This window comes from Bacillus cereus group sp. N8 (genome assembly GCF_016483685.1).
Classification (GTDB): Bacteria; Bacillota; Bacilli; order Bacillales; family Bacillaceae_G; genus Bacillus_A; species Bacillus_A proteolyticus.
Genome location: NZ_JAEHBK010000007.1, coordinates 35,768 through 56,934, shown reverse-complemented (window position 1 = coordinate 56,934; position 21,167 = coordinate 35,768). Strand labels below are relative to the sequence as shown.

Genomic DNA, 21,167 nt, shown 5'->3' with positions numbered 1-21,167 from the left:
ATATCTTTCATACTGTTTTCTTCAACCCGATTTTTTAAACGTAATTGTGATGAAATCGGACAAGTTAGGAGATGAATAATAATAATATCGAGGAGAAATACATACGATGGAAGGATGGAAAGCATGTTTAATAAAATATTTCTTATAGTAGCGCTGATTGGGGTACCACTTTCTGTACTTGGAAAAACGCTTCATTGGCCTCAAACAATTATGTTCGCCGTGTATTGCATTACGATTATTGCATTAGCGGGTTTTATGGGGAGAGCGACAGAAAGTTTGGCAATCGTTTCTGGGCCCCGGATAGGTGGCTTATTGAATGCAACTTTCGGTAATGCTGTTGAACTTATCATTTCAATTTTTGCACTTCAGGCAGGATTAACAGAAGTTGTTTTAGCTTCCTTAACTGGTTCTGTACTTGGAAACTTATTACTGGTAGGAGGGTTATCTTTCTTTATAGGTGGCCTTAAGTATAAAAGGCAAAGCTTCAATGTTTATGATGCAAGGCACAATTCAGCTTTATTAATATTTGCTGTTGTTGTAGCCTTTGTTATTCCAGAGATTTTTTCAATGAAGATGGATGCTGGAAAGACGTATCAATTAAGTATTGGTGTTTCTATTATCATGATTATTATGTACCTTGCTGCATTGTTATTTAAGTTAGTTACGCACCGTGGTGTATATCAACATAAAAGTGATGAGGTAGCGCATGAGGAAGAGCCAGAGTGGTCCAAAGGTAAAGCGTTACTCATTTTAGCGATAGCAACACTTGCAGTTGCTTATGTGTCAGAGGCCCTCGTACATACTTTTGAAACGGTCGCAAAGTCGTTTGGCTGGTCGGAGTTATTTATAGGGGTTATTATCGTTGCAATTGTTGGTAATGCAGCAGAACATGCATCTGCGATTATTATGGCGTATAAAAATAAAGTGAATATCGCAGTAGAAATTGCAGTAGGTTCTACATTACAAATCGCGATGTTTGTTGCTCCTGTATTAGTACTACTATCCATGTTCTTTGCACAAAGGATGCCTTTAGTATTTACAATACCAGAACTTGTGTCCATGATTACAGCCGTTTTCTTAACGATTGCAATTTCAAATGATGGGGATACAAACTGGTTTGAAGGAGGCACTTTATTAGCGGCGTATGTCATTATGGGAATTGGTTTTTATTTATTATGAAAAATAGGCATAACAATTGTGCCCAGAGAAAACAATAAACAAAGTAGTATATACCTTTATGTAGGAAGGAGCCAGACAGGTGAAACGAGTATACAGCATATGTCTTTCAACCATGGTCTCGTTTATTTTATTATTTCCTAACAGTAGTTTTGCAAAGACAACGGTAGAAGTAAAAATGCCTTCATCTGTTTTAAATATTTCAAAAGATAATACATTTCCAAATGACGCACAAGATTTACCTCGTTTACAGCCAAGTAAGTTTGCGCAAGAACTATTGAAAACAGCAAATATCAAAATTGAAAACCCTGATTTAATTCGGATGTTTAATGAAACAACAATTTCGAATGCACCACTTGCGGTAGGATACCGAGCAAAAATTTATTTAGGTCAATGGGCATTAAATTATGAATCAATAGATACATCGATTAACTGGGAATATAAGCAAGTAAATCGAAATGTATATGACAATCGCGGAGGGGATCGCTTATACCCACTTCGCTATAAACAAGAAACCCAAAAGACAATCGAAGGTGATTTAACAGCAGATATGAAAGATGCTGCAGATGTGAAAAAAATGATGCTTTTAAAAGCGCTTGAAAAAGTACAATTGCCACTTTCATTTAAAACGACCATTGGTTATGGTACAGGACATGAGCGTGTGTATAATATTAGTCCGAGTCAACTTGGATATTTATACGCTTATACACCAGCAGTAAATGAAAAAGGAAAAGTAACATTTGGCGAAGTCTACCTTGTGTTAAAAGGGAATCAAAAAAGGCTTGTCGTGAAAAATATTACATCTCAAGGAATTGGGGCAGCTATTCCAATTCACGATCATTTGTTTTTTAAATTTATTTCTTCATCGCATTCGCAATAACACGAAAAACGTCAGCTTATAAGCTGACGTTTTTATTTATAATGTAATATTTGCTGTTTTTGATAAGAAATCTTCTGTCGGATAGTAGCTGTTTTTTACAAGAACATTCGGTCCAAGGCATTTTACAGCAGGACAGTGGCAGCTTAATGATTTTGCTGTTTTTGAAGCGCTCCATTTTTCATACGCTTCTTGTAACGTATTTGTTTGTATGTTTCCTAGAAGTGGAACATCACCAAAGTCCGTCACAATAATATTTCCATCGAAAATATTTACATTTAAACGAGAACGGCCATCTGGATCATTACGAACTGTGACATTTTTGCTCTCTTGTAATTTCTTAAATGTGGCGACGTCTCGCTCGTCATCGCTACAAGCGTAGAAAGGTAAAGTCCCAAATAACATCCATACATTTTCATCGCGAATTTCTAGTAAATGCTCAATTGCATCACGAATTTCAGCTTTCGTTAAAATTTCTAAGTTGCTCGCGAAGTCACTCGGATACATCGGATGAACCTCATGACGCTTACATCCCATTTCTTCGACAATTTGACGATGAATATGTTCCATATGTGGTAGGGTTCTTTTGTTCAACATTGTTTCTGCTGATACGAGTACACCTGCATTTGATAGAGCTTTACTATTTGTAATCATTCTTTCGAATAATTTTGCGCGTTGTTCATAAGTAGGTTTACGCTCCATCATTGCAAATCCGCCTTCAACGAAGTCATCAATTGTTCCCCAGTTATGTGAAATGTGCAATACATCTAAGTAGGGAATAATTTGTTCGTAACGTGCTAAATCTATAGTTAAGTTTGAGTTGATTTGAGTGCGAACGCCTCGTTCATGGGCATATTTTAAGAGTGGTGTTACATAATTGTCGACGGATTTTTTGGAAAGCATAGGTTCTCCGCCTGTAATACTTAAAGAACGTAAATGAGGAATCTCATCTAATCGTTTTAATAAAAGCTCCATCGGAAGCGGATTTGGATCTTTCGGCTGTAATGTGTAACCAACAGCGCAATGCTCGCAACGCATATTGCATAACGTCGTCGTTGTAAACTCAACGTTTGTTAATAGTAGTTTGCCGTACTCTTCAAGGTCCATATACGCTTCCCATGGATCGTAAGAAGGAGTAATCGGCTTCATTATTTGTGATATCGTCATATGAAATACTCCTTTGACTATTGAAATAACAATTTGTCCATTCTCTATAATAGAAGAATATGTGCTTTTTATAAAGTGAAACTTTTTTGTGGAAAAAGAGAGAGGGCTTACATTAGAATGAATTACTGTTACAAAATCGATGAAATTACATGCCCATAGCAATCATTTTTGCGGTATAATAAAAGTAACTCGAATTAAAAGGAGAGTGCCTTCATGGGAAAAGCAATTCAAGATAAAGATACACAATTAGTATATTTAAAAGAGCGTTTAAATATGTTCATTGAAGTAATTGATACAATTGAACCTGAAGAAGTAGAGTTAGAAGATGTAGATCGTCTTCTTGCGATGTTAGATGAATTAGAATTAAAATGTGAGCAATTTAAAAAAGACGAATAATATATTAAAAAGGCTGCCAGTACAAAATTGGTAGCCTTTTTCTGTACGGATAATAGAAGGAATATAGAAAAAAAGGTATAATCAAGTTGTGAAAAATTTCATTTATACTTTAATAGCGTGAAATAAATAAAAAGCTGAAGAGCATAACAATGGAATTTTCATCTCATAACGTTTTGGTAGCGTTCACAATTGAGGGGGAAGTAACAATGGAAAAGCTTCAAGAAAGCATGTATCAACTAGTTGTTGAAACGTCAACGAACTTACCGAAAGATGTTCGTCGTGCGATTCAACAAGCGAAAGAGCGAGAAAACGCAGGGACTCGTTCAGCGATGGCACTTGGCACAATTACAAATAACATTAAAATGGCAGATGATAATATCTCGCCAATTTGCCAAGATACAGGGATGCCAACGTTTAAAATTTATACGCCAGTTGGTGTGAATCAATTAAAACTGAAGGAAGCTATCTATAGTGCGCTTGAGCGGGCGACAAAAGATGGTAAACTTCGTCCTAACTCTGTTGATTCTCTTTTTGGGGATAATAGTGGAAATAATTTAGGACCGGGAACACCAGTTATTAAGTTTGAGCAATGGGAAAAAGATTACATTGATGCACGTTTAATTTTAAAGGGCGGCGGATGTGAGAATAAAAATATTCAATATAGCTTACCGTGTGAATTAGAAGGGCTTGGACGTGCAGGCCGTGATTTAGAAGGAATTCGTAAATGCCTTCTTCATGCGGTATATCAAGCACAAGGCCAAGGATGCAGTGCAGGTGTAATTGGTGTTGGTATCGGGGGAGACCGCACATCAGGTTACGAATTAGCAAAAAATCAATTATTACGTACATTAGATGACATCAATCCAGTACCAGAGTTACAAAAACTTGAAGAGTACGTATTAGAAAATGCGAATAAGCTTGGCATTGGTACGATGGGATTCGGCGGAGAAACAACTTTACTTGGTTGTAAAATTGGCGTATATAATCGCCTGCCAGCTAGCTTCTATGTATCTGTTGCGTATAATTGCTGGGCATATCGCCGCCTTGGTGTAAAAATCCATCCTGAAACAGGAGAAATTATGGATTGGCTATATCAAGAAGGTGACGATACACTTCAGCAAGAAGTACAAGAAAAAACAGAGCAACGTGAAATTGTATTGCAAGCACCAATTACAGAAGAGCAAATTCGTGAACTTCGCGTTGGTGATGTTGTAACAATTAATGGCATGATGTATACAGGCCGTGACGCAATCCATAAACATTTAATGGATAACGATTGTCCAGTAGACTTAAATGGACAAGTTATTTATCACTGTGGTCCAGTTGTAGTGAAAGACGAGAATGACAATTGGCAAATTAAAGCAGCAGGACCAACGACAAGTATTCGTGAAGAGCCATACCAAGGGGATATTATGAAGAAATTCGGTATTCGTGCTGTAATTGGTAAAGGCGGCATGGGTGCAAAAACATTAGCAGCATTAGAAGAACACGGCGGCGTGTATTTAAACGCAATTGGCGGTGCGGCGCAATATTATGCTGAATGTATTAAAGAAGTGAAAGATGTTGATTTCTTACAATTTGGAATTCCAGAAGCAATGTGGCATTTACGCATTGAAGGTTTTAAAGCAGTTGTAACGATGGACTCTCATGGTAACAGCTTACATGCTGATGTTGATAAAACTTCACTTGAAAAACTAGCTAGCTTTAAAGAGCCTGTATTTAAGTAAGTAAAAATGTACCTCGAATGATTCGAGGTACATTTTTTGGTATATATAGAAAAACATGTTCAGCATGAAAGAAAGCAGGGAAACAGAAACTACAGGTACGATTATATATGGAAAGGAGACTATTTATGAAATATAAATGGTTATATATAGGTCTCATTTTTTCAATTATGATGGCACTTGTTCCAGTTTCAACATTTGCTTATACGAATACACCACATAACTGGGGAATCCCACGTCCTAAAAATGAAACGGTGCCAGATGCAGGGAAATTATATACAGAATTACTACAAAAAAATGGTGGGTTTTACTTAGGAAATACGAAGAAAAAAGACATTTATTTAACATTCGATAATGGATACGAAAATGGATATACAGGAAAGATTTTAGATGTACTGAAGGAGAAAAAAGTACCAGCAACTTTCTTTGTGACGGGGCACTATATAAAAACACAAAAAGATTTATTATTAAGAATGAAAAATGAAGGACATATTATTGGTAATCATTCTTGGAGTCACCCTGATTTTACAGCAGTAAACGATGCAAAGCTTCGTGAAGAATTAACAAGTGTAACGGAAGAAATTAAAAAAGTGACAGGACAAAAAGAAGTGAAATATGTACGTCCTCCGCGAGGTGTGTTTAGTGAACGAACGCTAGCTCTTACGAAAGAAATGGGATACTATAATGTGTTTTGGTCGCTTGCATTTCTTGATTGGAAAGTAGATCAGCAAAGAGGGTGGCAATATGCGCATAACAATGTAATGACGATGATTCATCCAGGGTCTGTTTTATTACTTCATGCAATATCAAAAGATAATGCAGAAGCACTTGCGAAAATCATTGATGATTTGCGCGAGAAAGGGTATCATTTTAAAAGTCTAGATGATTTAGTAAACAGCAATCAACCGTAAGCATGTATGCTTGCGGTTTTCTCATGCTATAATGATGTGTAAAAAGGATGGGGAAACGTATGTGGAGCGAACATGTTACGTTAGAATATCCGTACCATTTTGGGGAAGTGCTAAAGCGTTTATCTTTCGACCCGTTAAACGTCATTCAATTAGACGAGAAAGTAATTTATGTCCCGATGTTTATAGACGAAGAACAGATTGTTGTTCGTTTGCAGGGGATTGGTACTGTTCAAAATCCACAGTTTTGGATCTCTAGTCAGGCAGGAGATCAAGAGAAAGTAATGAAACGAATGAGATCCATTTTTCACTGGAATGAACCGTTTCAAAATATACAAAATCATTTTTTAAACACATCATTACGTCCACTATTTGAAACATATGCTTATACTCCAATTATTTTAGAATTCGATTATTTCGCTTGTCTTCTTCGCTGTATTATTCATCAACAAATAAATTTGAAATTTGCTACTGTGCTAACAGAGCAATTTGTAAAACGATATGGGACAGAAAGAAATGGCGTTTTATTTTTCCCAACACCAGAAAGAGTAGCGAATATTCCAATAGAGGAATTGAGAGAGCAGAAGTTTAGTCAGCGAAAAGCTGAATATATGGTAGGATTAGCAAAGCATATCGTAGGCGGTAAATTAGATTTAGCAAGGATAGAAAATGAAACAGAAGAAGAAATATCGGCACAATTGTTACCAATAAGGGGTATTGGAGCATGGACAGTGCAAAACTTTTTAATGTTTGGGCTTGGACGAAAAAATATGTTTCCAAAAGCAGACATTGGAATTCAGCGCGCAGTGCAAGGTGTATTTCAATTAGATGATAAACCTGATGATGCATTTTTAGAAAAAGTGAAACAAGAGTGTGAACCATACTGCAGTTATGCAGCGTTATATTTATGGAAAAGTATAGAGTAGAGGTGTAATAATGATACAAAAGCAACATGAGAGTAAGTTGGAAGTTGGTCAAACGTTCCCTGTGACAATTAAACGTCTTGGGATTAACGGAGAAGGCGTTGGTTATTTTAAGAGACAAGTTGTTTTCATTCCAGGGGCATTACCAGGAGAAGAAGTTGTTGCTGAAGCAACGAAAATTCAGCGTGGCTTCGCTGAAGCAAAAGTGAAAAAAGTTCGTAAATCATCACCACATCGTGTGAAAGCACCGTGCTCAGTATATGAGGAATGTGGTGGCTGTCAATTGCAACATTTAGATTATAAAGAACAATTAAATCAAAAGCGTGATATCGTTGTACAAGCATTCGAGAAGTATATGAATAACAGTCTAGAAGAGAAAATTCGTCCAACGCTTGGCATGGAAAATCCATGGCATTATCGTAATAAAAGTCAATTACAAGTGGGACGTAAAGATGAAAAGGTTATTACAGGACTATATAAACAAAACTCACATCAGTTAATTGATATTTCTCATTGTATGATTCAACATAAGGCAACGAATGAAGCGACAAAAGTTGTAAGACGTATATTAGAAAAGTTAAATGTTTCTATTTACAATGAGAAAAAACAAAAAGGTTTAGTACGTACAATTGTGACACGTACTGCAGTTCAAACAGGGGAAGTACAAGTCACACTTATTACAACAAAAGAAGAATTGCCAAATAAAGAACAATTTATCGCAGAAGTACAAAAACAGATGCCAGCGGTTAAATCAATTATGCAAAACGTAAACTGGCGTAAAACATCTGTTATTTTTGGCGACAAAACGTTTAAATTAGCTGGAAAAGAAGTAATTCAAGAAACACTTGGTGATTTATCATTTGAATTATCAGCACGTGCATTCTTCCAATTGAATCCAGAGCAAACGGTTGTTTTATATGATGAAGCGAAAAAAGCAGCTGCTTTAACAGGAAATGAGAAAATTGTAGATGCGTATTGTGGTGTTGGTACAATTGGTCTTTGGCTTGCGAATGATGCAGCAGAAGTACGTGGTATGGATGTAATTCCAGAAGCGATTGAAGATGCAAAGAAAAATGCAAAACGCCACGGATTCACAAATACAAAGTATGAAGCTGGTAAAGCGGAACAATGGTTACCAAAGTGGGTAAAAGAAGGATGGCGTCCAGATGTAATTGTTGTCGATCCACCACGTACAGGTTGCGATGATAAATTACTGGAAACAATTTTAAAAGTGAAACCGAAACAAGTTGTTTACGTGTCTTGTAACCCGTCATCGCTAGCACGTGATGTAAATGCATTAATGCAGAGTTATGAAGTGGAATATGTACAACCAGTTGATATGTTCCCACATACTGCTCATGTAGAAAATGTAGTGAAGCTTGTTAGAAAGTAAAGTTTATTAATATTCCCTCATGGTATGAGGGAATATTTTCTATGAAGGAGAATACTATGCACAATTATAAATTAACGATTCAGTATGACGGTGCGCGTTATAAAGGGTGGCAACGTCTCGGTAATAATGATAATACGATTCAAGGAAAAATCGAAAGTGTAATATCTGAATTGGTCGGGAAAGAAATTGAAATTATCGGCTGTAGTAGAACAGACGCTGGTGTACATGCTTTGAATCAAGTAGCTAATTTTAAAAGTGATGAAAAGTTAGTGGAACATAAAGTGAAAAAGTATTTAAATCAATACTTACCAAATGATATTAGTATTACGAGTGTAGAAGAAGTATCAGATCGTTTTCATGCTCGTTACAATTCTAAGGCGAAAACATATCTATATAAAATTTGGAATGAAGAGCATACGAACCCATTTATGCGTAAACACAGCATGCACGTGAATAAAAAATTAAATGTGGAAAGCATGAAAGAAGCTGCGAAACATTTAGTTGGTTCACATGACTTTACTGCTTTTTCAAATGCAAAGTCTAAGAAAAAGTCTATGGTTCGTGAAGTGTATACACTTGATGTGATGGAAGAGGCAGGATTTGTACAAATTAGAGTAAGTGGTAATGGATTCCTTCATAACATGGTGCGAAAAATTGTTGGGGCATTAATTGAAGTTGGATTAGGACAATTAGATGCTGAAGCAATTCCAAACATTTTAGAGGAAAAACAGCGTAATCAAATTAATTGCCTTGCTGAGGCGAGTGGTTTGTATTTGGAGAATGTTGAATTTTAATAATAAATAAAAAATCGAGCTGATAAGGCTCGATTTTTTTGCACTCTGAAATTAAGAAGATTTCTCTCTCTTCATACGCAACTTCAAATTCCAAAAAGAAGCAAGCATAATAGCCGCAAAGGAGCCGCTAATTGTTCCTAGTAGCTTTGCATAAGGGAAGCTACTCATATCACCATTAATGAATAACATCATACATAGAACGGCAGGGAGAAGGTATAAGTAGTGTAATAACTTTAATTTTTTATCATTACTCATATATATAGCCCCTTTCTAGCGTGGTATATGTTTATTATAATATATTTTTCCATTTTTTTTACACCTAGAGAAAGGTTCATTTCATATGTGTAAATGCAATTTTTTAATTCGATATTGTAAGTTTTGTCTACTCAATCCTAAAAATTTTGCGGTTTGTGAGATATTTCCTTTATTTTCTTTAAGAATTTGATGGATGTAGTTCTTTTCCATTTCTTCTATTGTGTGCTTTAAAGTTTTAGGTGTATCAGCATTGTAATTAGTTAGTGAAGGTTGCATATTGAATTCTTTTTTTATTCGTTCGCGAAAGCGAGTTGGTATATGAAACGCTGTAATGATATTTTCATCTTCTATTAAGTTCATTGAACCTTCAATTATATGTTCAAATTCTCGTACGTTTCCGGGCCAATCGTATGCATAAAAGAATTCTCTTACATGTACATCTACATCGGTTACGCCGAGCCCGAATTGAATATTGTACTTTTCGATAAAGTGCTGAACAAGATATACAATATCTTCTTTTCGTTCCCGTAAAGGTGGAAGACATAAAGTAACGACGCTTAATCGGTAATATAAATCTTCTCTTAACCGATTATGTGCAATAGCTTCAAGAGGGTCTTCATTAATAGTTGCTATAATACGAACATCAATTTCTTTTTCTTGTGTGCCTCCGATTCTTCGTATTGTTTTTTCTTGTATAGCCCGGAGTAACTTAGCTTGAAGTGCGGGGCTTAACGAGTTGATTTCATCTAATAGCAAAGTTCCGCCGTTTGCTTCTTCAAATAAACCAGGTTTATCTATTGCTCCTGTAAAAGCACCTCGATTCGTACCAAATAGTAGACTTTCCATTAATGTTTCTGGTATAGCGGCGCAGTTTTGTGAAATAAATGGTTTTGTTGAACGCTGGCTTTCATTATGGATGCTTTGCGCAAATAACTCTTTACCAGTCCCCGTTTCCCCGATGATAAGTATGGAGGATGGTGTACGTATTACCCTTTTTGCTTCTGCAATGACCGATTGAATCGCTTTAGAATCACCAATTATGTGATCAAAGGTAAACTTAGTATTTTGTTTTCGAGAAAGATTCGTTTTCATTGTTTGTTTTAAATGGCTTACCTCTTTGGAAATTTCAATAGCACCTTTAATTTTTCCATTTTCTATTATAGGGAAAGTATCGTTAATCGTCGTAATTTCTTGCCCTTTATTGTTAAAATACGTTTGTTTTATATTTTTTTTTGTTTTCCCAAATTTTAATGCCTCTATAAGAGTACTATTTTTATTTTCTTCAAATGCAAATACCTCTAAAGGACTTTTATATAGCACATCTAAGCGGTCCATTGATTCAATTTCCATCATTTTACGGTTATAGATAATCGTTTTACTTTCCTCATTAATAATATGAATCCCAATATCTAGTTCATTGAGTAAATTTTCATATAGCATATTCATTTCAATAATCTTTTTAAAATTGATTTCTTCTGTATGCATGTATTATCTTCTCCTCGTTTCACCCTATGAAGACTGACTTTTTATAATTTTATTAAAATTCTCATAAAACCGCAAAATTTTTTTGCTATTTTCTTTTAAAACTTTTCAAACGATAGAAAAATTTTGCAGTTATGTAGATTTTTTTGTACAAAATCTTAATTTTTATATAGATATTGAGGTTGGTACGTATCTTGCATAAATAATAATGGAAATCTTTAAATTGAAGGAGTGAGGGAATTAGAACTTTTCATAGGGTATGCGACATTTCAGTGCAAATTAATTAAGAGGAGGAATTTATTAAGTGAAGACGGTTATAGAAGGCGTGTATAGTCCTTGTTACGGGAAAGTAGAGAAATTATTTGTTACTGAAAGTTCTTACGTATATGAGTGGGAGAAATTAGCGTTAATTGAAACAAAAGATAAGCAGCAAGTGGAAATCAAAGTGGGAATCAGTGGTTATATCGAATCATTAGAAGTGGTAGAGGGAGAAGCTATCGCTGATCAAAAACTATTAATAACAGTGAGGGATGACCTTTTAATAACAGGTAGCGATTAATAGAAGTAATATGTATTTTGATCTTTTAAATAATTATTTTTACTATGAATAATTTTAAAAGCGCTTACATTAAATGGGTTTGCAAAGTGAAAAGGGGGGATTTATATGATGGATCAAAGCCAAGGATTAAAAAGGGAATTGAAAAGTCGGCACATATTTATGATTGCACTCGGAGGGGTTATTGGTACTGGGCTTTTTTTAGGATCCAGTTATACAATTCATGAAGCTGGACCTGGAGGAGCAATTGTAGCGTATCTTGTCGGTGGATTTGTTATGTATTTAACGATGCTCTGTCTTGGAGAGTTAGCGGTTGCGATGCCTGATGCAGGATCGTATCAAACATATGCTACAAAACATATTTCACCTGCAGCGGGTTATGTAGTGGGATGGATGTCGTGGCTAAACTGGACGGCTACGATAGGCATTGAATTAATTGCAGTTAGTATATTAATGAAACGTTGGTTTCCAGATGTATCATCATGGATTTGGTGCGTAGTGTTTGCCGTATTGCTCTTTGTTATTAATGCGTTATCTTCAAGAAGTTTTGCGGAGGTTGAATTCTGGTTTGCAAGTATTAAAGTAATTACAATTATTGCATTTATCATTTTAGGCGGGGCAGCAATGTTTGGTTTTCTAGATATGAAAGGAAATGAGCCAGCACCGATGTTTTCTAGCTTTACTGATTATGGTGGACTGTTCCCAAATGGATTATCAGCAATTTTAATTACGATGATTGCAGTTAATTTTTCCTTCCAAGGAACAGAACTAGTTGGTATCGCAGCTGGTGAGAGTGAAAATCCAGAGAAAACGATCCCGAAGGCAATTAATAATACAGTTTGGCGCATACTTGTTTTCTTTGTACTATCTATTTTTATTCTTGCGGGACTATTTCCTTGGCAGCAAGCAGGCGTGATAGAAAGTCCATTCGTAGTTGTATTTGATAAAATTGGTATTCCTTATGCGGCTGATATTATAAATTTCGTTATTATTACAGCGGTACTATCAGTTGCGAATTCAGGATTATATGCAACTTCCCGTATGCTATGGTCGATGTCTAATCAAGGAATGATTAGCCCGATTTTTGGTAAGTTGTCTAAAAACGGTGTTCCTATCTATGCATTGATTGTAAGCACGATTGTAGGGTGCCTCTCATTATTATCAGGTATCTATGCGGAAGATACAGTTTATTTGTGGCTTCTTTCCATTGCAGGGTTCGGAGCGATATTAGTTTGGGCATCTATTGCCCTATCTAATCTATTGGCTAGAAGGACATACGTAAAGCAGGGTGGGGATATTAAAGATTTGAAATTTAAAACACCGCTGTATCCATTTGTGCCACTTCTCGCGTTAGTCTTAAATTTAACAGTAATTGTTGGCATGGCTTTTATTCCGGAACAAAGAATGGCATTGTATTGTGGTATTCCATTTATGATTGTTTGTTTACTGTTTTATCGTGCGACAAGAAATAAGGATAGCAAAATAGAACATACTGAAAAAGTAAATACGACAGAAGTAGAAAGTTTATAAATATATTCGAAACTTGTGCTTAATTTAGAGACTGTAGAATTGTAAACAGTCTCTTTTTTTGTGAAAATAAAGCTGGAAACATACTACGTATGCAAAGGGGAATTAGCAATGAATCAAGAAGTTTCACAGCTATTAGAACAGATTGATTTACGAAAAGAGGAGCTACTAGAACTTACAAAAACTTTAATTCGTTTTGAAACACCAGCACCGCCAGCGAGAAATACAAATGAGGCGCAAGAATTTGTTGCAGAGTTTCTAAAAAAACGACATTTTAGTATTGATAAATGGGATGTATATCCAAATGATCCGAATGTTGTTGGGGTAAAAAAAGGGACGGAAAGTGAGTTATATAAAAGTCTTATTATTAATGGCCATATGGATGTAGCTGAAGTATCAGTAGATGAGGCGTGGGAAACAAATCCGTTTGAGCCGTTTATAAAAGATGGTTGGTTAGTTGGGAGAGGCGCGGCAGATATGAAAGGTGGACTAGCTGGAGCCTTATTTGCAATTCAGCTTTTAGAAGAAGCGGGAATTGAATTGCCAGGTGACCTAATGTTTCAATCGGTAATTGGAGAAGAAGTGGGAGAAGCCGGAACACTTCAATGTTGTAAGCGTGGATATGATGCTGATTTTGCAGTAGTAGTGGATACAAGTAATTTACATATGCAAGGGCAGGGCGGCGTAATTACTGGATGGATTACAGTGAAAAGCCCACAAACGTTTCATGATGCAACACGTAGACAGATGATTCATGCTGGAGGACGTTTATTTGGAGCGAGTGCTATTGAGAAAATGATGAAAATTGTTCAAAGCTTACAGGAGTTAGAGCGTCATTGGGCAGTAATGAAAACGTATGAAGGATATCCATCAGGGGCGACAACAATTAATCCTGCTGTCATTGAAGGGGGGCGTCATGCAGCATTTATTGCGGATGAGTGCCGGTTATGGATAACAGTACACTTTTATCCAAATGAAACGCATGAACAAATAATAGAAGAAATAGAAGAGTATTTAGGAAAAGTGGCAGCAGCAGATCCATGGTTAAGCGAGAACCCACTACAATTTAAGTGGGGCGGAGAATCAATGATTGTTGATCGAGGTGAAATTTTTCCCTCTTTAGAAGTAGATAGTAGTCATCTGGCTATTCAGAAACTAAGTTCTGCACATGAATATATATTACAGAAAGTCGCAACTTTAGATATGTCTGCTACAGTAACTGATGGCGGATGGTTTAGTGAGTTTAACATTCCAGCTGTAATTTACGGACCAGGTACATTAGAAGAAGCTCATTCAATAAATGAGAAAGTTGAAGTTGAGCAGTTAATTGAATTTACAAAAGTAATAACAGCGTTTATATATGAATGGTGTCATACGAAAAAATAGATGAGTATGTTGAAATCGTACAGGTATGTATACTTGTACGATTTTTTAGTGAACCATTTCAGAGTTGAATAGAAACAACTGAAATAGCTCTTTATTTTTCTATGTCTTTCGTTTTAATTCGATTAATTTCTCTTTTGCTAATTCAACGGCAATCGCATCATCTAAATAACCAATTGGAAAGAGATAATCGGGGATAATATCTGTTGATAAAATGAAATACAATAATGCGCCTCCGAGAACCGCACGTTCTTCGTTTGAAATAGTCTCATTGCAAAATTGTTGATACATATCTGTTAATTGTTCAATAAAAGGACCAGCGCTATCAATTTGTTCTAATTTACTTGCGAAACTTTCGTGAATACGTTTTTCACCTTCTGTTGTTTGAGCATAGCGTTCATAGTTTTCAAGTTCTTGTTTTACGCGCGTTGTTGTGTAGTCGAAATCAAATAAGTTAGAGGATTGCAGAGTTTGCTGAATTGTATCAAGAGATGTGTACATATCCGTCTTTTCTTTATTTATGTGAGGAGAATCAGGATACATCGCATCAAATAACAATTGAGGTGGAACTTGAAGACACTCAGCAAATTTTTGTAGATGTTTTTGTTTTGGCGGTTGTTTGCCATTCATAATTCTTGAGATTGTAGCAGGATCGATATTTGTAAGTATTCCTAGCTGTCGCATTGATAAGGCACGTTCTTTTAAAAGTTTTTTTATTAATGTACCAAGTCGATCGTTTGGGTTTTCTTTAGGCATAGTGAAGGCACTCCTTTTTATTGTTGAAAAAATGTTGAGCATTTATTACAAGTATATGAAACAGACAGGCACAGTTGCTCAACATTTTCATAATATACATGGAAATATGAGAAAAGGGGTGACTGTACTATGAGTACGGCAAGTTTATTTTCAATTCTTTTAATTGGAATTGCGTCCAATTTAGATAATGCAGGTGTTGGGATTGCGTATGGCATTCGTAAAATTCGAATTTCGTGGTTTAACAATTTTATCATCGCATTTTTTGGATTTTCATTTACTTTACTAGCTGGATTTTTTGGGAATTGGATTGCATTATATATTTCGGAGTTTACAGCAAACCTTATTGGAGCAATTGTTTTAGGAATAATTGGGGTATTTATTTTATGTCAGCCTTTCTTGAGTCAAAAAGACACCGTAGAATCTAAGGATGGTAGTGTACTTATGGGGATTTTGCGTGATCCAGAAAAAGCAGATTTTGATGGTTCTAAAACAATTGGTTTTTCTGAAGCAATTGTTTTAGGAGTTGCATTATCTATAAATAATATTGCAGGTGGATTTGATGCTGGAGTAACAAATTTAAATCTTTGGCTTACAGCATGTATTTCTGGGGTGTTTAGTTTTATTTGTATTAGTGGTTTTGCGTATGTAGGAAAACGATTTTTAGCTGAATACTTAGGGAAATGGGCGACTATAATTGCAGGCGTTTTATTAATTCTCATTGGGATAGACCAATTGTTGTAAGAAGAATAGAATACAATGTTCGAGTATTTCCTTGGAAATTTGGTAAGGGATTGCATATATCGACATACTTCTCTTCATACTAATACTGATTTCTTTTAAAGAAAGGGGGATCCGTATGGGACGTGGGAAAGCATTTGATCATAAGAAAAAAGGGTATGATCATCAACCGCCTAAAGGTGCTCATATTCATAAAGATGTAAATGAGCATACATTAGAAGAGGAAGAATTACCTGTTAATATTGAAACGTATAAAAATAGTTTAAAAAAACATTAAAAGCACCTACATAGGTGCTTTTTTAACGTATATCTTCAATTAATTGTTCCGATTCTTCATGCATACTGTACTCACTTAATACTTGGATGCAAAGCCACTTTAATTCTTCGATAGTATGCTCAAGTTCTTCAGGAAGCACATGATGAATGTCTTCAAGTCCCATTCCGAAATGAATAAGCTCTAGTACTTGATCATCGATGTTCCGATCCATTAATAATTCAAGCACCTCTAAATTGAATATGTATCGGTGAGCTTCATCGAGTGAAACAACTTTTAACTTCAAGCTTTCTACAATACTCAATATAAAAAGAAGAATTGTTTTTTCAAGAACAGGTTGTTTTTCCATTTGAAATATCAGTTTCATCTTTTACACCTCCACATATAGCGTTAGGTTGTACTATATTATTCAGGAGGGGGGAGCAAATATGCATAATAAAGCGAAACTTTCATTATTGTTTTTATTTTGTTATTAATGATTGGTGAAACTAAATTTTTCGTGAAATAAAAAATCCTGCTAGTATAGCAGGATAACTTCCGAAATTAAAATATACTCCAGCCTTCTTGGGCAGAAAGTAATTCAAGAATTTTAAAACCAGCGATACTATTTCCGTTTGCATCTAAAGCGGGTCCGAAAATGCCGATTCCCATTTCGCCTTTTACGCAGCCGAAAATACCGCCCGCTACACCACTTTTTGCAGGGATTCCAACGCGAATTGCAAATTCACCAGATTCATTATACATCCCGCAAGTAACCATAAATGTTTTACAAATTTTTGTAATATGTTTAGGGATAATTTGTTTTTTCTTGTATGGATCGTAGCCATCCATTGCAAAAATTAAGCCAATACGTGCTAAATCGATACAATTTACTTCAACTGCACATTGACGAGTGTATAAATCCATAAGTTCTTCAATGTCACAATCTATAATGCCGTTTTGTTTCATATAGTAACAAAGTGAACGGTTTAAGTAAGCAGTCTCTAATTCTGAATTGGCAACTTTAGAAGAATAGTTAATTGTAGGATTATCTGTTATTTCACGTGCAAAATGAAGAATACGCTCCATTTTTTCTTCGTTATTTTTTCCTGCCAACATGCTTGTAATAGCTAGTGCACCTGCATTAATCATTGGATTAAGAGGTTTGGAAGGACTTGTCGTTTCTAACTTAATAATAGAATTAAAAGGATCACCAGTTGGCTCCATTCCAACTTTAGAAAATACATATTCTTCACCACGATCTAAAAGGGCAAGTGCAAGTGTAATTACTTTGGAAATACTTTGAAGAGTAAATAGTGTTTGTGAGTTGCCAGCATGGATATATTCTGTTTCTTTATGGAAAATGGCAATCCCTAAATCATCTGGATTTGCATTTCCTAGTTCGGGGATATAAGTAGCAAGCTTTCCTTTTTTCGTATATGGTTTTACTTGTTCTAACAACTGTTGTAAGTTGTTTGTTTCAATGCACTGCATAGTACCAACGCTCCTATTTCGAATTAACTAAGTTTACTTTTCCCGATATGCTCAGAAATAAATAATAACATGAAAAAGTGGAATGATAAAACGAAAGTTATTTGTGCTATAATAAGTTTTTTTGTCTGTATATTGTGTAGCTAACAAGGAGAATTTCCCTTTTATATAACAGTTTGGAAATAGAAAACTTATCCATAAAAAGTTCGAAAATAAAAACTACACATCTATACAACTATATGTTATTATGATTATGTAATAGAAAGCGTTTTCTAAAGCGTAATTATAATGATAACGATTTCATAAATTTGATAGGGGGAATTAAAATGTTGCAGTTTTTACAACGTATTGGTAAAGCGTTAATGCTTCCAATCGCCGTACTACCAGCAGCAGGATTATTGCTTCGTTTAGGACAAGAAGACGTATTTAATATTCCTGTTATGGCACAGGCCGGTGCAGCAATTTTTGATAATTTAGCACTTATTTTTGCAATTGGTGTTGCAATCGGTTTGTCTATTGATGGTAGTGGAGCAGCAGGACTTGCTGGGGCAATCGGATATCTTGTTTTACAAAATACAACGAACGCTCTAAGTAAGGCATATTCAGCAGCGGAGCTGAATGATAAATTAAAAAGTGTTCAGGATTTAGTAGGTTCAGTAGATCCAACTAAATTAGCAGATACAATGACAAAAGTTTCAAAAGCAGCGGCGTTAACGCCAAAAATAAATATGGCCATACTTGGTGGTATTATTGCTGGGGTTGTTGCTGGATTACTATATAACAAATTCCATAAGATTAAATTACCAGAATGGTTAGGTTTCTTTGCGGGGAAACGTTTCGTACCAATCATTACTTCTATTGTAATGCTTCTTTTAGGATTAGTATTCGGTCAAATTTGGCCAACAATTCAAAGTGGTATTGATGCGGTAGCACACGGCATCGTGAACTTAGGGTCAGTTGGTGCTGGTTTATTCGGATTATTAAACCGTTTATTAATCCCAATCGGTTTACATCATGTAATGAACACATACTTCTGGTTTGTACTTGGTGACTTTACAAATGCAGCTGGTGATATCGTTCATGGTGATATTGCACGCTTCTTTGCAAAAGATCCATCAGCAGGTATGTTCATGACTGGTTTCTTCCCAATCATGATGTTCGGTTTACCAGCAGCGTGTTTCGCAATGATTGCGGCTGCTAAACCAGAGAAGCGTAAAATGGTTACAGGTATGTTAGGTGGTCTAGCATTAACTTCATTCTTAACTGGTATTACAGAACCGATTGAATTCTCATTCATGTTCTTATCACCAGTATTATACGGTATTCATGCAGTATTAACAGGTCTTTCTTTATTCATTACAACAACACTTGGCATTCACGATGGCTTCTCATTTAGTGCCGGTGCAATCGATTACGTTTTAAACTTTGGTATTGCAACAAAACCAGTATTGCTAGCGGGAATCGGTTTAATTTACGCAGCAATTTACTTCGTAGTATTCTACTTCTTAATTAAGAAGTTCGATTTAAAAACTCCTGGTCGTGAAGATGACGATGAGTTAGCTGAAGAGGGTGATGCACCAGTTGCAGGTTCAATTGGTGAAACTTACGTAGCAGCTTTAGGTGGAAAAGAAAACTTAACAGTTATTGATAACTGTGCAACACGTCTACGCTTACAAGTGAAAGATGCTGGTCAAGTAAATGAAGCAGCATTAAAACGTGCTGGTGCAAAAGGTGTTATGAAATTAAGTAACACAAGTGTACAAGTTATCGTAGGTACAAATGTTGAATCTGTTGCCGATGATATGAAAAAAAACGTATAAATAGTTAGATAAGAGGATATCCAAAAAGATTGATAACACCAGTCTTTTACAGGATATCCTCTTTTATTATGTTGAAATTTTAAAGGGAATCTTACTTTTGTAAATTTTCTTTTTCTTTTTTATACATATAGGTTGGTAATATGTTCAGCGCGTGATAAAGTAGGGATGACATAGAATGGAGTGTCTATAATCTACTGAAATGATTTGAAAAAAGTCTTGTGTAGATGAATTAAATTATCGGTAAATAAGGGGAAAAGGGTAATCATGGATCAGGAAAAAAATACTGTTAGTGGGAAAGTACGTCGTCCGTTTGTATACATAAAAAGAACAATCATTCTCGTCCTACTATGTTCACTTGTATATTTCATGTATACAAAAATTGTTGCGCATAATAAAAAAGAGGAAACTTTAAAAGCAGTAGCAGAAATGAAGAAGCAAGAAGAGATAAAAAAGCAAGAAGAAATGAAAAGACAAGAAGCTGAAAAACAAAGAAAACAAAAAGAACAGGAAGAACAGATAAAGCAGGCGCAAGTTATAGAGAAACCTGCTGAAGGGCCGCCTCAAGAAATTAATGAAAACGCTCAATTGGATCAATATTTACAAAATGCAGGATTTAGCGGGACAGCTGTTATTGTGAAGAACGGGAAAGTTCTTTTGAATAAAGGATATGGTATGGCGAATAAAGAGAAGCAAGTACCGAATAATTCGGAAACAACTTTCTATATTGGTTCTATTTCGAAGGCATTTGTAGCGACTGCTATTATGCAATTAAAAGATCAAAATAAATTAAACGTAGAAGATACGGTTGCAAAGTATATTCCAGATTTCCCGCAAGGTAGTGGTATAAAGTTAAAACATTTATTAACACATACATCAGGAATTCCTGAATATGAGCAAGGAACAGAGGATATTTCTCATGAGGAATTAATAAAAAGAATAGGAAAGCAAAAGCGTATTGGGAGTCCAGGAGAGAAATGGAAGTATTCCGATTCGAACTATTCAATACTTGCCTATATCGCTGAGAAGGTAAGTGGACAACCGTTAGAAGAATATATTAAACAACATATTTTTGCTACTGCGGGTATGAAACATTCTGGTTTCGGTAAAGAGTTAGAGCAAACAAGGTTCCCATCAACGGGTTATAAAATCGTAAATAACAATATGACAACACCTAATATTCCAAGTATGTCACAGCTATATGGTTGTGGTGATATATATACGAGTGCACATGATTTATATTTATTTAATGAAGCGCTATTCTCTGGAAAATTAATTTCGAAAGAGAGTTATAATCAAATGTTTACTGCCGTCAAAAAAGATTACGGATTTGGCTGGTATGTCGATCCGGGCAGTTATTCAAATCATGGTGTAATGCCAGGTTGGAATTGCTTAAATGGATTTAGTAAAAATGGTAGTGTATATGTTGTTTTATTATCTAACATTCAAAATAACATTAAATCGTTTGGTAAAGTGAATAACGATATTTATACGATGTTACGAAATATTGAAGTGTAAAAGACTATCCCTTTTGGATAGTCTTTTTTTATT

At 35.4% G+C, this 21,167-nt stretch carries 21 protein-coding genes; 15 read left to right on the top strand and 6 right to left on the bottom strand.

What is annotated here, in order from left to right:
* Positions 1–123 precede the first annotated feature (123 nt).
* Positions 124–1,179, top strand: coding sequence for a calcium/proton exchanger (gene cax / locus JDS80_RS13130; RefSeq protein ID WP_071745364.1), 1,056 nt, complete (start codon positions 124–126; stop codon positions 1,177–1,179).
* Between the two features lie 79 nt (positions 1,180–1,258).
* Positions 1,259–2,056: a YfkD famly protein gene (locus JDS80_RS13125; RefSeq protein WP_002094746.1), complete on the top strand. Its 798-nt coding sequence runs from the start codon at positions 1,259–1,261 to the stop codon at positions 2,054–2,056.
* 36 nt (positions 2,057–2,092) lie between these two features.
* Here the strand turns inward: JDS80_RS13125 and yfkAB are convergent, their stop codons facing one another.
* Positions 2,093–3,220, bottom strand: a complete 1,128-nt coding sequence (gene yfkAB, locus JDS80_RS13120) for a radical SAM/CxCxxxxC motif protein YfkAB (RefSeq protein WP_071771001.1) — start codon at positions 3,218–3,220, stop codon at positions 2,093–2,095.
* Positions 3,221–3,433: 213 nt separating this feature from the next.
* On the opposite strand from yfkAB, the gene JDS80_RS13115 reads away from it, so the two are divergent.
* The 6 genes from JDS80_RS13115 (at position 3,434) to truA (ending at position 9,358) form a co-directional block, all read left to right on the top strand.
* Positions 3,434–3,616: an SE1561 family protein gene (locus JDS80_RS13115; RefSeq protein ID WP_000513558.1), complete on the top strand. Its 183-nt coding sequence runs from the start codon at positions 3,434–3,436 to the stop codon at positions 3,614–3,616.
* Between the two features lie 206 nt (positions 3,617–3,822).
* The gene (gene fumA, locus JDS80_RS13110) at positions 3,823–5,343 is read left to right on the top strand and encodes a class I fumarate hydratase (protein WP_199638774.1); all 1,521 of its coding nucleotides are present in this window, start codon (positions 3,823–3,825) and stop codon (positions 5,341–5,343) included.
* Between the two features lie 125 nt (positions 5,344–5,468).
* A complete protein-coding gene (gene pdaA, locus JDS80_RS13105) occupies positions 5,469–6,251 on the top strand; it encodes a delta-lactam-biosynthetic de-N-acetylase (protein ID WP_071745368.1) in 783 nt (260 codons plus the stop codon).
* A 59-nt stretch (positions 6,252–6,310) separates the two neighbouring features.
* Complete coding sequence (locus tag JDS80_RS13100; RefSeq protein ID WP_199638772.1) at positions 6,311–7,174, top strand: DNA-3-methyladenine glycosylase family protein; 864 nt, start codon at positions 6,311–6,313, stop codon at positions 7,172–7,174.
* A 10-nt stretch (positions 7,175–7,184) separates the two neighbouring features.
* Positions 7,185–8,564, top strand: coding sequence for a 23S rRNA (uracil(1939)-C(5))-methyltransferase RlmD (gene rlmD, locus JDS80_RS13095; protein ID WP_000615190.1), 1,380 nt, complete (start codon positions 7,185–7,187; stop codon positions 8,562–8,564).
* A gap of 56 nt (positions 8,565–8,620) precedes the next feature.
* Entirely contained in the window at positions 8,621–9,358 is a 738-nt protein-coding gene (gene truA, locus JDS80_RS13090; RefSeq protein WP_199638770.1) for a tRNA pseudouridine(38-40) synthase TruA, read from the top strand.
* A 51-nt stretch (positions 9,359–9,409) separates the two neighbouring features.
* Here truA and JDS80_RS13085 read toward each other — a convergent pair whose 3' ends face one another.
* Entirely contained in the window at positions 9,410–9,613 is a 204-nt protein-coding gene (locus JDS80_RS13085) for a hypothetical protein (protein ID WP_071770997.1), read from the bottom strand.
* Positions 9,614–9,694: 81 nt separating this feature from the next.
* Positions 9,695–11,098 (bottom strand): sigma-54 interaction domain-containing protein, encoded by a 1,404-nt coding sequence (locus JDS80_RS13080; protein WP_199638768.1) that lies wholly within the window; start codon positions 11,096–11,098, stop codon positions 9,695–9,697.
* A gap of 301 nt (positions 11,099–11,399) precedes the next feature.
* On the opposite strand from JDS80_RS13080, the gene JDS80_RS13075 reads away from it, so the two are divergent.
* The 3 genes from JDS80_RS13075 (at position 11,400) to JDS80_RS13065 (ending at position 14,564) form a co-directional block, all read left to right on the top strand.
* Positions 11,400–11,654: a biotin/lipoyl-containing protein gene (locus JDS80_RS13075; RefSeq protein WP_071745373.1), complete on the top strand. Its 255-nt coding sequence runs from the start codon at positions 11,400–11,402 to the stop codon at positions 11,652–11,654.
* Positions 11,655–11,759: 105 nt separating this feature from the next.
* Entirely contained in the window at positions 11,760–13,181 is a 1,422-nt protein-coding gene (locus tag JDS80_RS13070; protein WP_071745374.1) for an amino acid permease, read from the top strand.
* A gap of 108 nt (positions 13,182–13,289) precedes the next feature.
* On the top strand, positions 13,290–14,564 hold the full coding sequence (locus JDS80_RS13065; protein ID WP_199638766.1) for an acetylornithine deacetylase: 1,275 nt from the start codon (positions 13,290–13,292) through the stop codon (positions 14,562–14,564).
* A gap of 99 nt (positions 14,565–14,663) precedes the next feature.
* On the opposite strand, the gene JDS80_RS13060 is transcribed toward JDS80_RS13065, so the two are convergent.
* Positions 14,664–15,317: a DUF1232 domain-containing protein gene (locus JDS80_RS13060; RefSeq protein WP_071770993.1), complete on the bottom strand. Its 654-nt coding sequence runs from the start codon at positions 15,315–15,317 to the stop codon at positions 14,664–14,666.
* 129 nt (positions 15,318–15,446) lie between these two features.
* Here JDS80_RS13060 and ytaF point away from each other — a divergent pair, with 129 nt between their 5' ends.
* Both ytaF and JDS80_RS13050 read left to right on the top strand, forming a co-directional pair.
* Positions 15,447–16,058 carry a sporulation membrane protein YtaF gene (gene ytaF, locus JDS80_RS13055; protein ID WP_199638764.1) on the top strand — a complete coding sequence of 204 codons (612 nt, stop codon included), beginning with the start codon at positions 15,447–15,449 and terminating at the stop codon, positions 16,056–16,058.
* Positions 16,059–16,173: 115 nt separating this feature from the next.
* Positions 16,174–16,332 carry a hypothetical protein gene (locus JDS80_RS13050; RefSeq protein WP_199638762.1) on the top strand — a complete coding sequence of 53 codons (159 nt, stop codon included), beginning with the start codon at positions 16,174–16,176 and terminating at the stop codon, positions 16,330–16,332.
* Between the two features lie 22 nt (positions 16,333–16,354).
* Here the strand turns inward: JDS80_RS13050 and JDS80_RS13045 are convergent, their stop codons facing one another.
* Together JDS80_RS13045 and glsA are read right to left on the bottom strand one after the other, a co-directional pair.
* Entirely contained in the window at positions 16,355–16,696 is a 342-nt protein-coding gene (locus JDS80_RS13045; RefSeq protein WP_000766602.1) for a DUF3969 family protein, read from the bottom strand.
* A gap of 176 nt (positions 16,697–16,872) precedes the next feature.
* A complete protein-coding gene (glsA, locus tag JDS80_RS13040; RefSeq protein ID WP_071745378.1) occupies positions 16,873–17,802 on the bottom strand; it encodes a glutaminase A in 930 nt (309 codons plus the stop codon).
* Between the two features lie 323 nt (positions 17,803–18,125).
* Between glsA and nagE the strand changes: the two genes are divergently transcribed.
* Together nagE and JDS80_RS13030 are read left to right on the top strand one after the other, a co-directional pair.
* Positions 18,126–19,619 (top strand): N-acetylglucosamine-specific PTS transporter subunit IIBC, encoded by a 1,494-nt coding sequence (gene nagE, locus JDS80_RS13035; RefSeq protein ID WP_199638760.1) that lies wholly within the window; start codon positions 18,126–18,128, stop codon positions 19,617–19,619.
* A gap of 264 nt (positions 19,620–19,883) precedes the next feature.
* Positions 19,884–21,134: a serine hydrolase domain-containing protein gene (locus tag JDS80_RS13030; protein WP_199638758.1), complete on the top strand. Its 1,251-nt coding sequence runs from the start codon at positions 19,884–19,886 to the stop codon at positions 21,132–21,134.
* Positions 21,135–21,167: the final 33 nt, after the last annotated feature.

What these genes read in the sequence shown, in the direction of transcription:
- cax (WP_071745364.1), top strand. Translation starts at nt 124, where the DNA reads ATGTTTAATAAAATATTTCTTATAGTAGCGCTGATTGGGGTACCACTT.
- yfkAB (WP_071771001.1), bottom strand. Translation starts at nt 3,220, where the DNA reads ATGACGATATCACAAATAATGAAGCCGATTACTCCTTCTTACGATCCA.
- JDS80_RS13115 (WP_000513558.1), top strand. Translation starts at nt 3,434, where the DNA reads ATGGGAAAAGCAATTCAAGATAAAGATACACAATTAGTATATTTAAAA.
- fumA (WP_199638774.1), top strand. Translation starts at nt 3,823, where the DNA reads ATGGAAAAGCTTCAAGAAAGCATGTATCAACTAGTTGTTGAAACGTCA.
- pdaA (WP_071745368.1), top strand. Translation starts at nt 5,469, where the DNA reads ATGAAATATAAATGGTTATATATAGGTCTCATTTTTTCAATTATGATG.
- JDS80_RS13100 (WP_199638772.1), top strand. Translation starts at nt 6,311, where the DNA reads ATGTGGAGCGAACATGTTACGTTAGAATATCCGTACCATTTTGGGGAA.
- rlmD (WP_000615190.1), top strand. Translation starts at nt 7,185, where the DNA reads ATGATACAAAAGCAACATGAGAGTAAGTTGGAAGTTGGTCAAACGTTC.
- truA (WP_199638770.1), top strand. Translation starts at nt 8,621, where the DNA reads ATGCACAATTATAAATTAACGATTCAGTATGACGGTGCGCGTTATAAA.
- JDS80_RS13085 (WP_071770997.1), bottom strand. Translation starts at nt 9,613, where the DNA reads ATGAGTAATGATAAAAAATTAAAGTTATTACACTACTTATACCTTCTC.
- JDS80_RS13080 (WP_199638768.1), bottom strand. Translation starts at nt 11,098, where the DNA reads ATGCATACAGAAGAAATCAATTTTAAAAAGATTATTGAAATGAATATG.
- JDS80_RS13070 (WP_071745374.1), top strand. Translation starts at nt 11,760, where the DNA reads ATGATGGATCAAAGCCAAGGATTAAAAAGGGAATTGAAAAGTCGGCAC.
- JDS80_RS13065 (WP_199638766.1), top strand. Translation starts at nt 13,290, where the DNA reads ATGAATCAAGAAGTTTCACAGCTATTAGAACAGATTGATTTACGAAAA.
- JDS80_RS13060 (WP_071770993.1), bottom strand. Translation starts at nt 15,317, where the DNA reads ATGCCTAAAGAAAACCCAAACGATCGACTTGGTACATTAATAAAAAAA.
- ytaF (WP_199638764.1), top strand. Translation starts at nt 15,447, where the DNA reads ATGAGTACGGCAAGTTTATTTTCAATTCTTTTAATTGGAATTGCGTCC.
- JDS80_RS13050 (WP_199638762.1), top strand. Translation starts at nt 16,174, where the DNA reads ATGGGACGTGGGAAAGCATTTGATCATAAGAAAAAAGGGTATGATCAT.
- JDS80_RS13045 (WP_000766602.1), bottom strand. Translation starts at nt 16,696, where the DNA reads ATGAAACTGATATTTCAAATGGAAAAACAACCTGTTCTTGAAAAAACA.
- glsA (WP_071745378.1), bottom strand. Translation starts at nt 17,802, where the DNA reads ATGCAGTGCATTGAAACAAACAACTTACAACAGTTGTTAGAACAAGTA.
- nagE (WP_199638760.1), top strand. Translation starts at nt 18,126, where the DNA reads ATGTTGCAGTTTTTACAACGTATTGGTAAAGCGTTAATGCTTCCAATC.
- JDS80_RS13030 (WP_199638758.1), top strand. Translation starts at nt 19,884, where the DNA reads ATGGATCAGGAAAAAAATACTGTTAGTGGGAAAGTACGTCGTCCGTTT.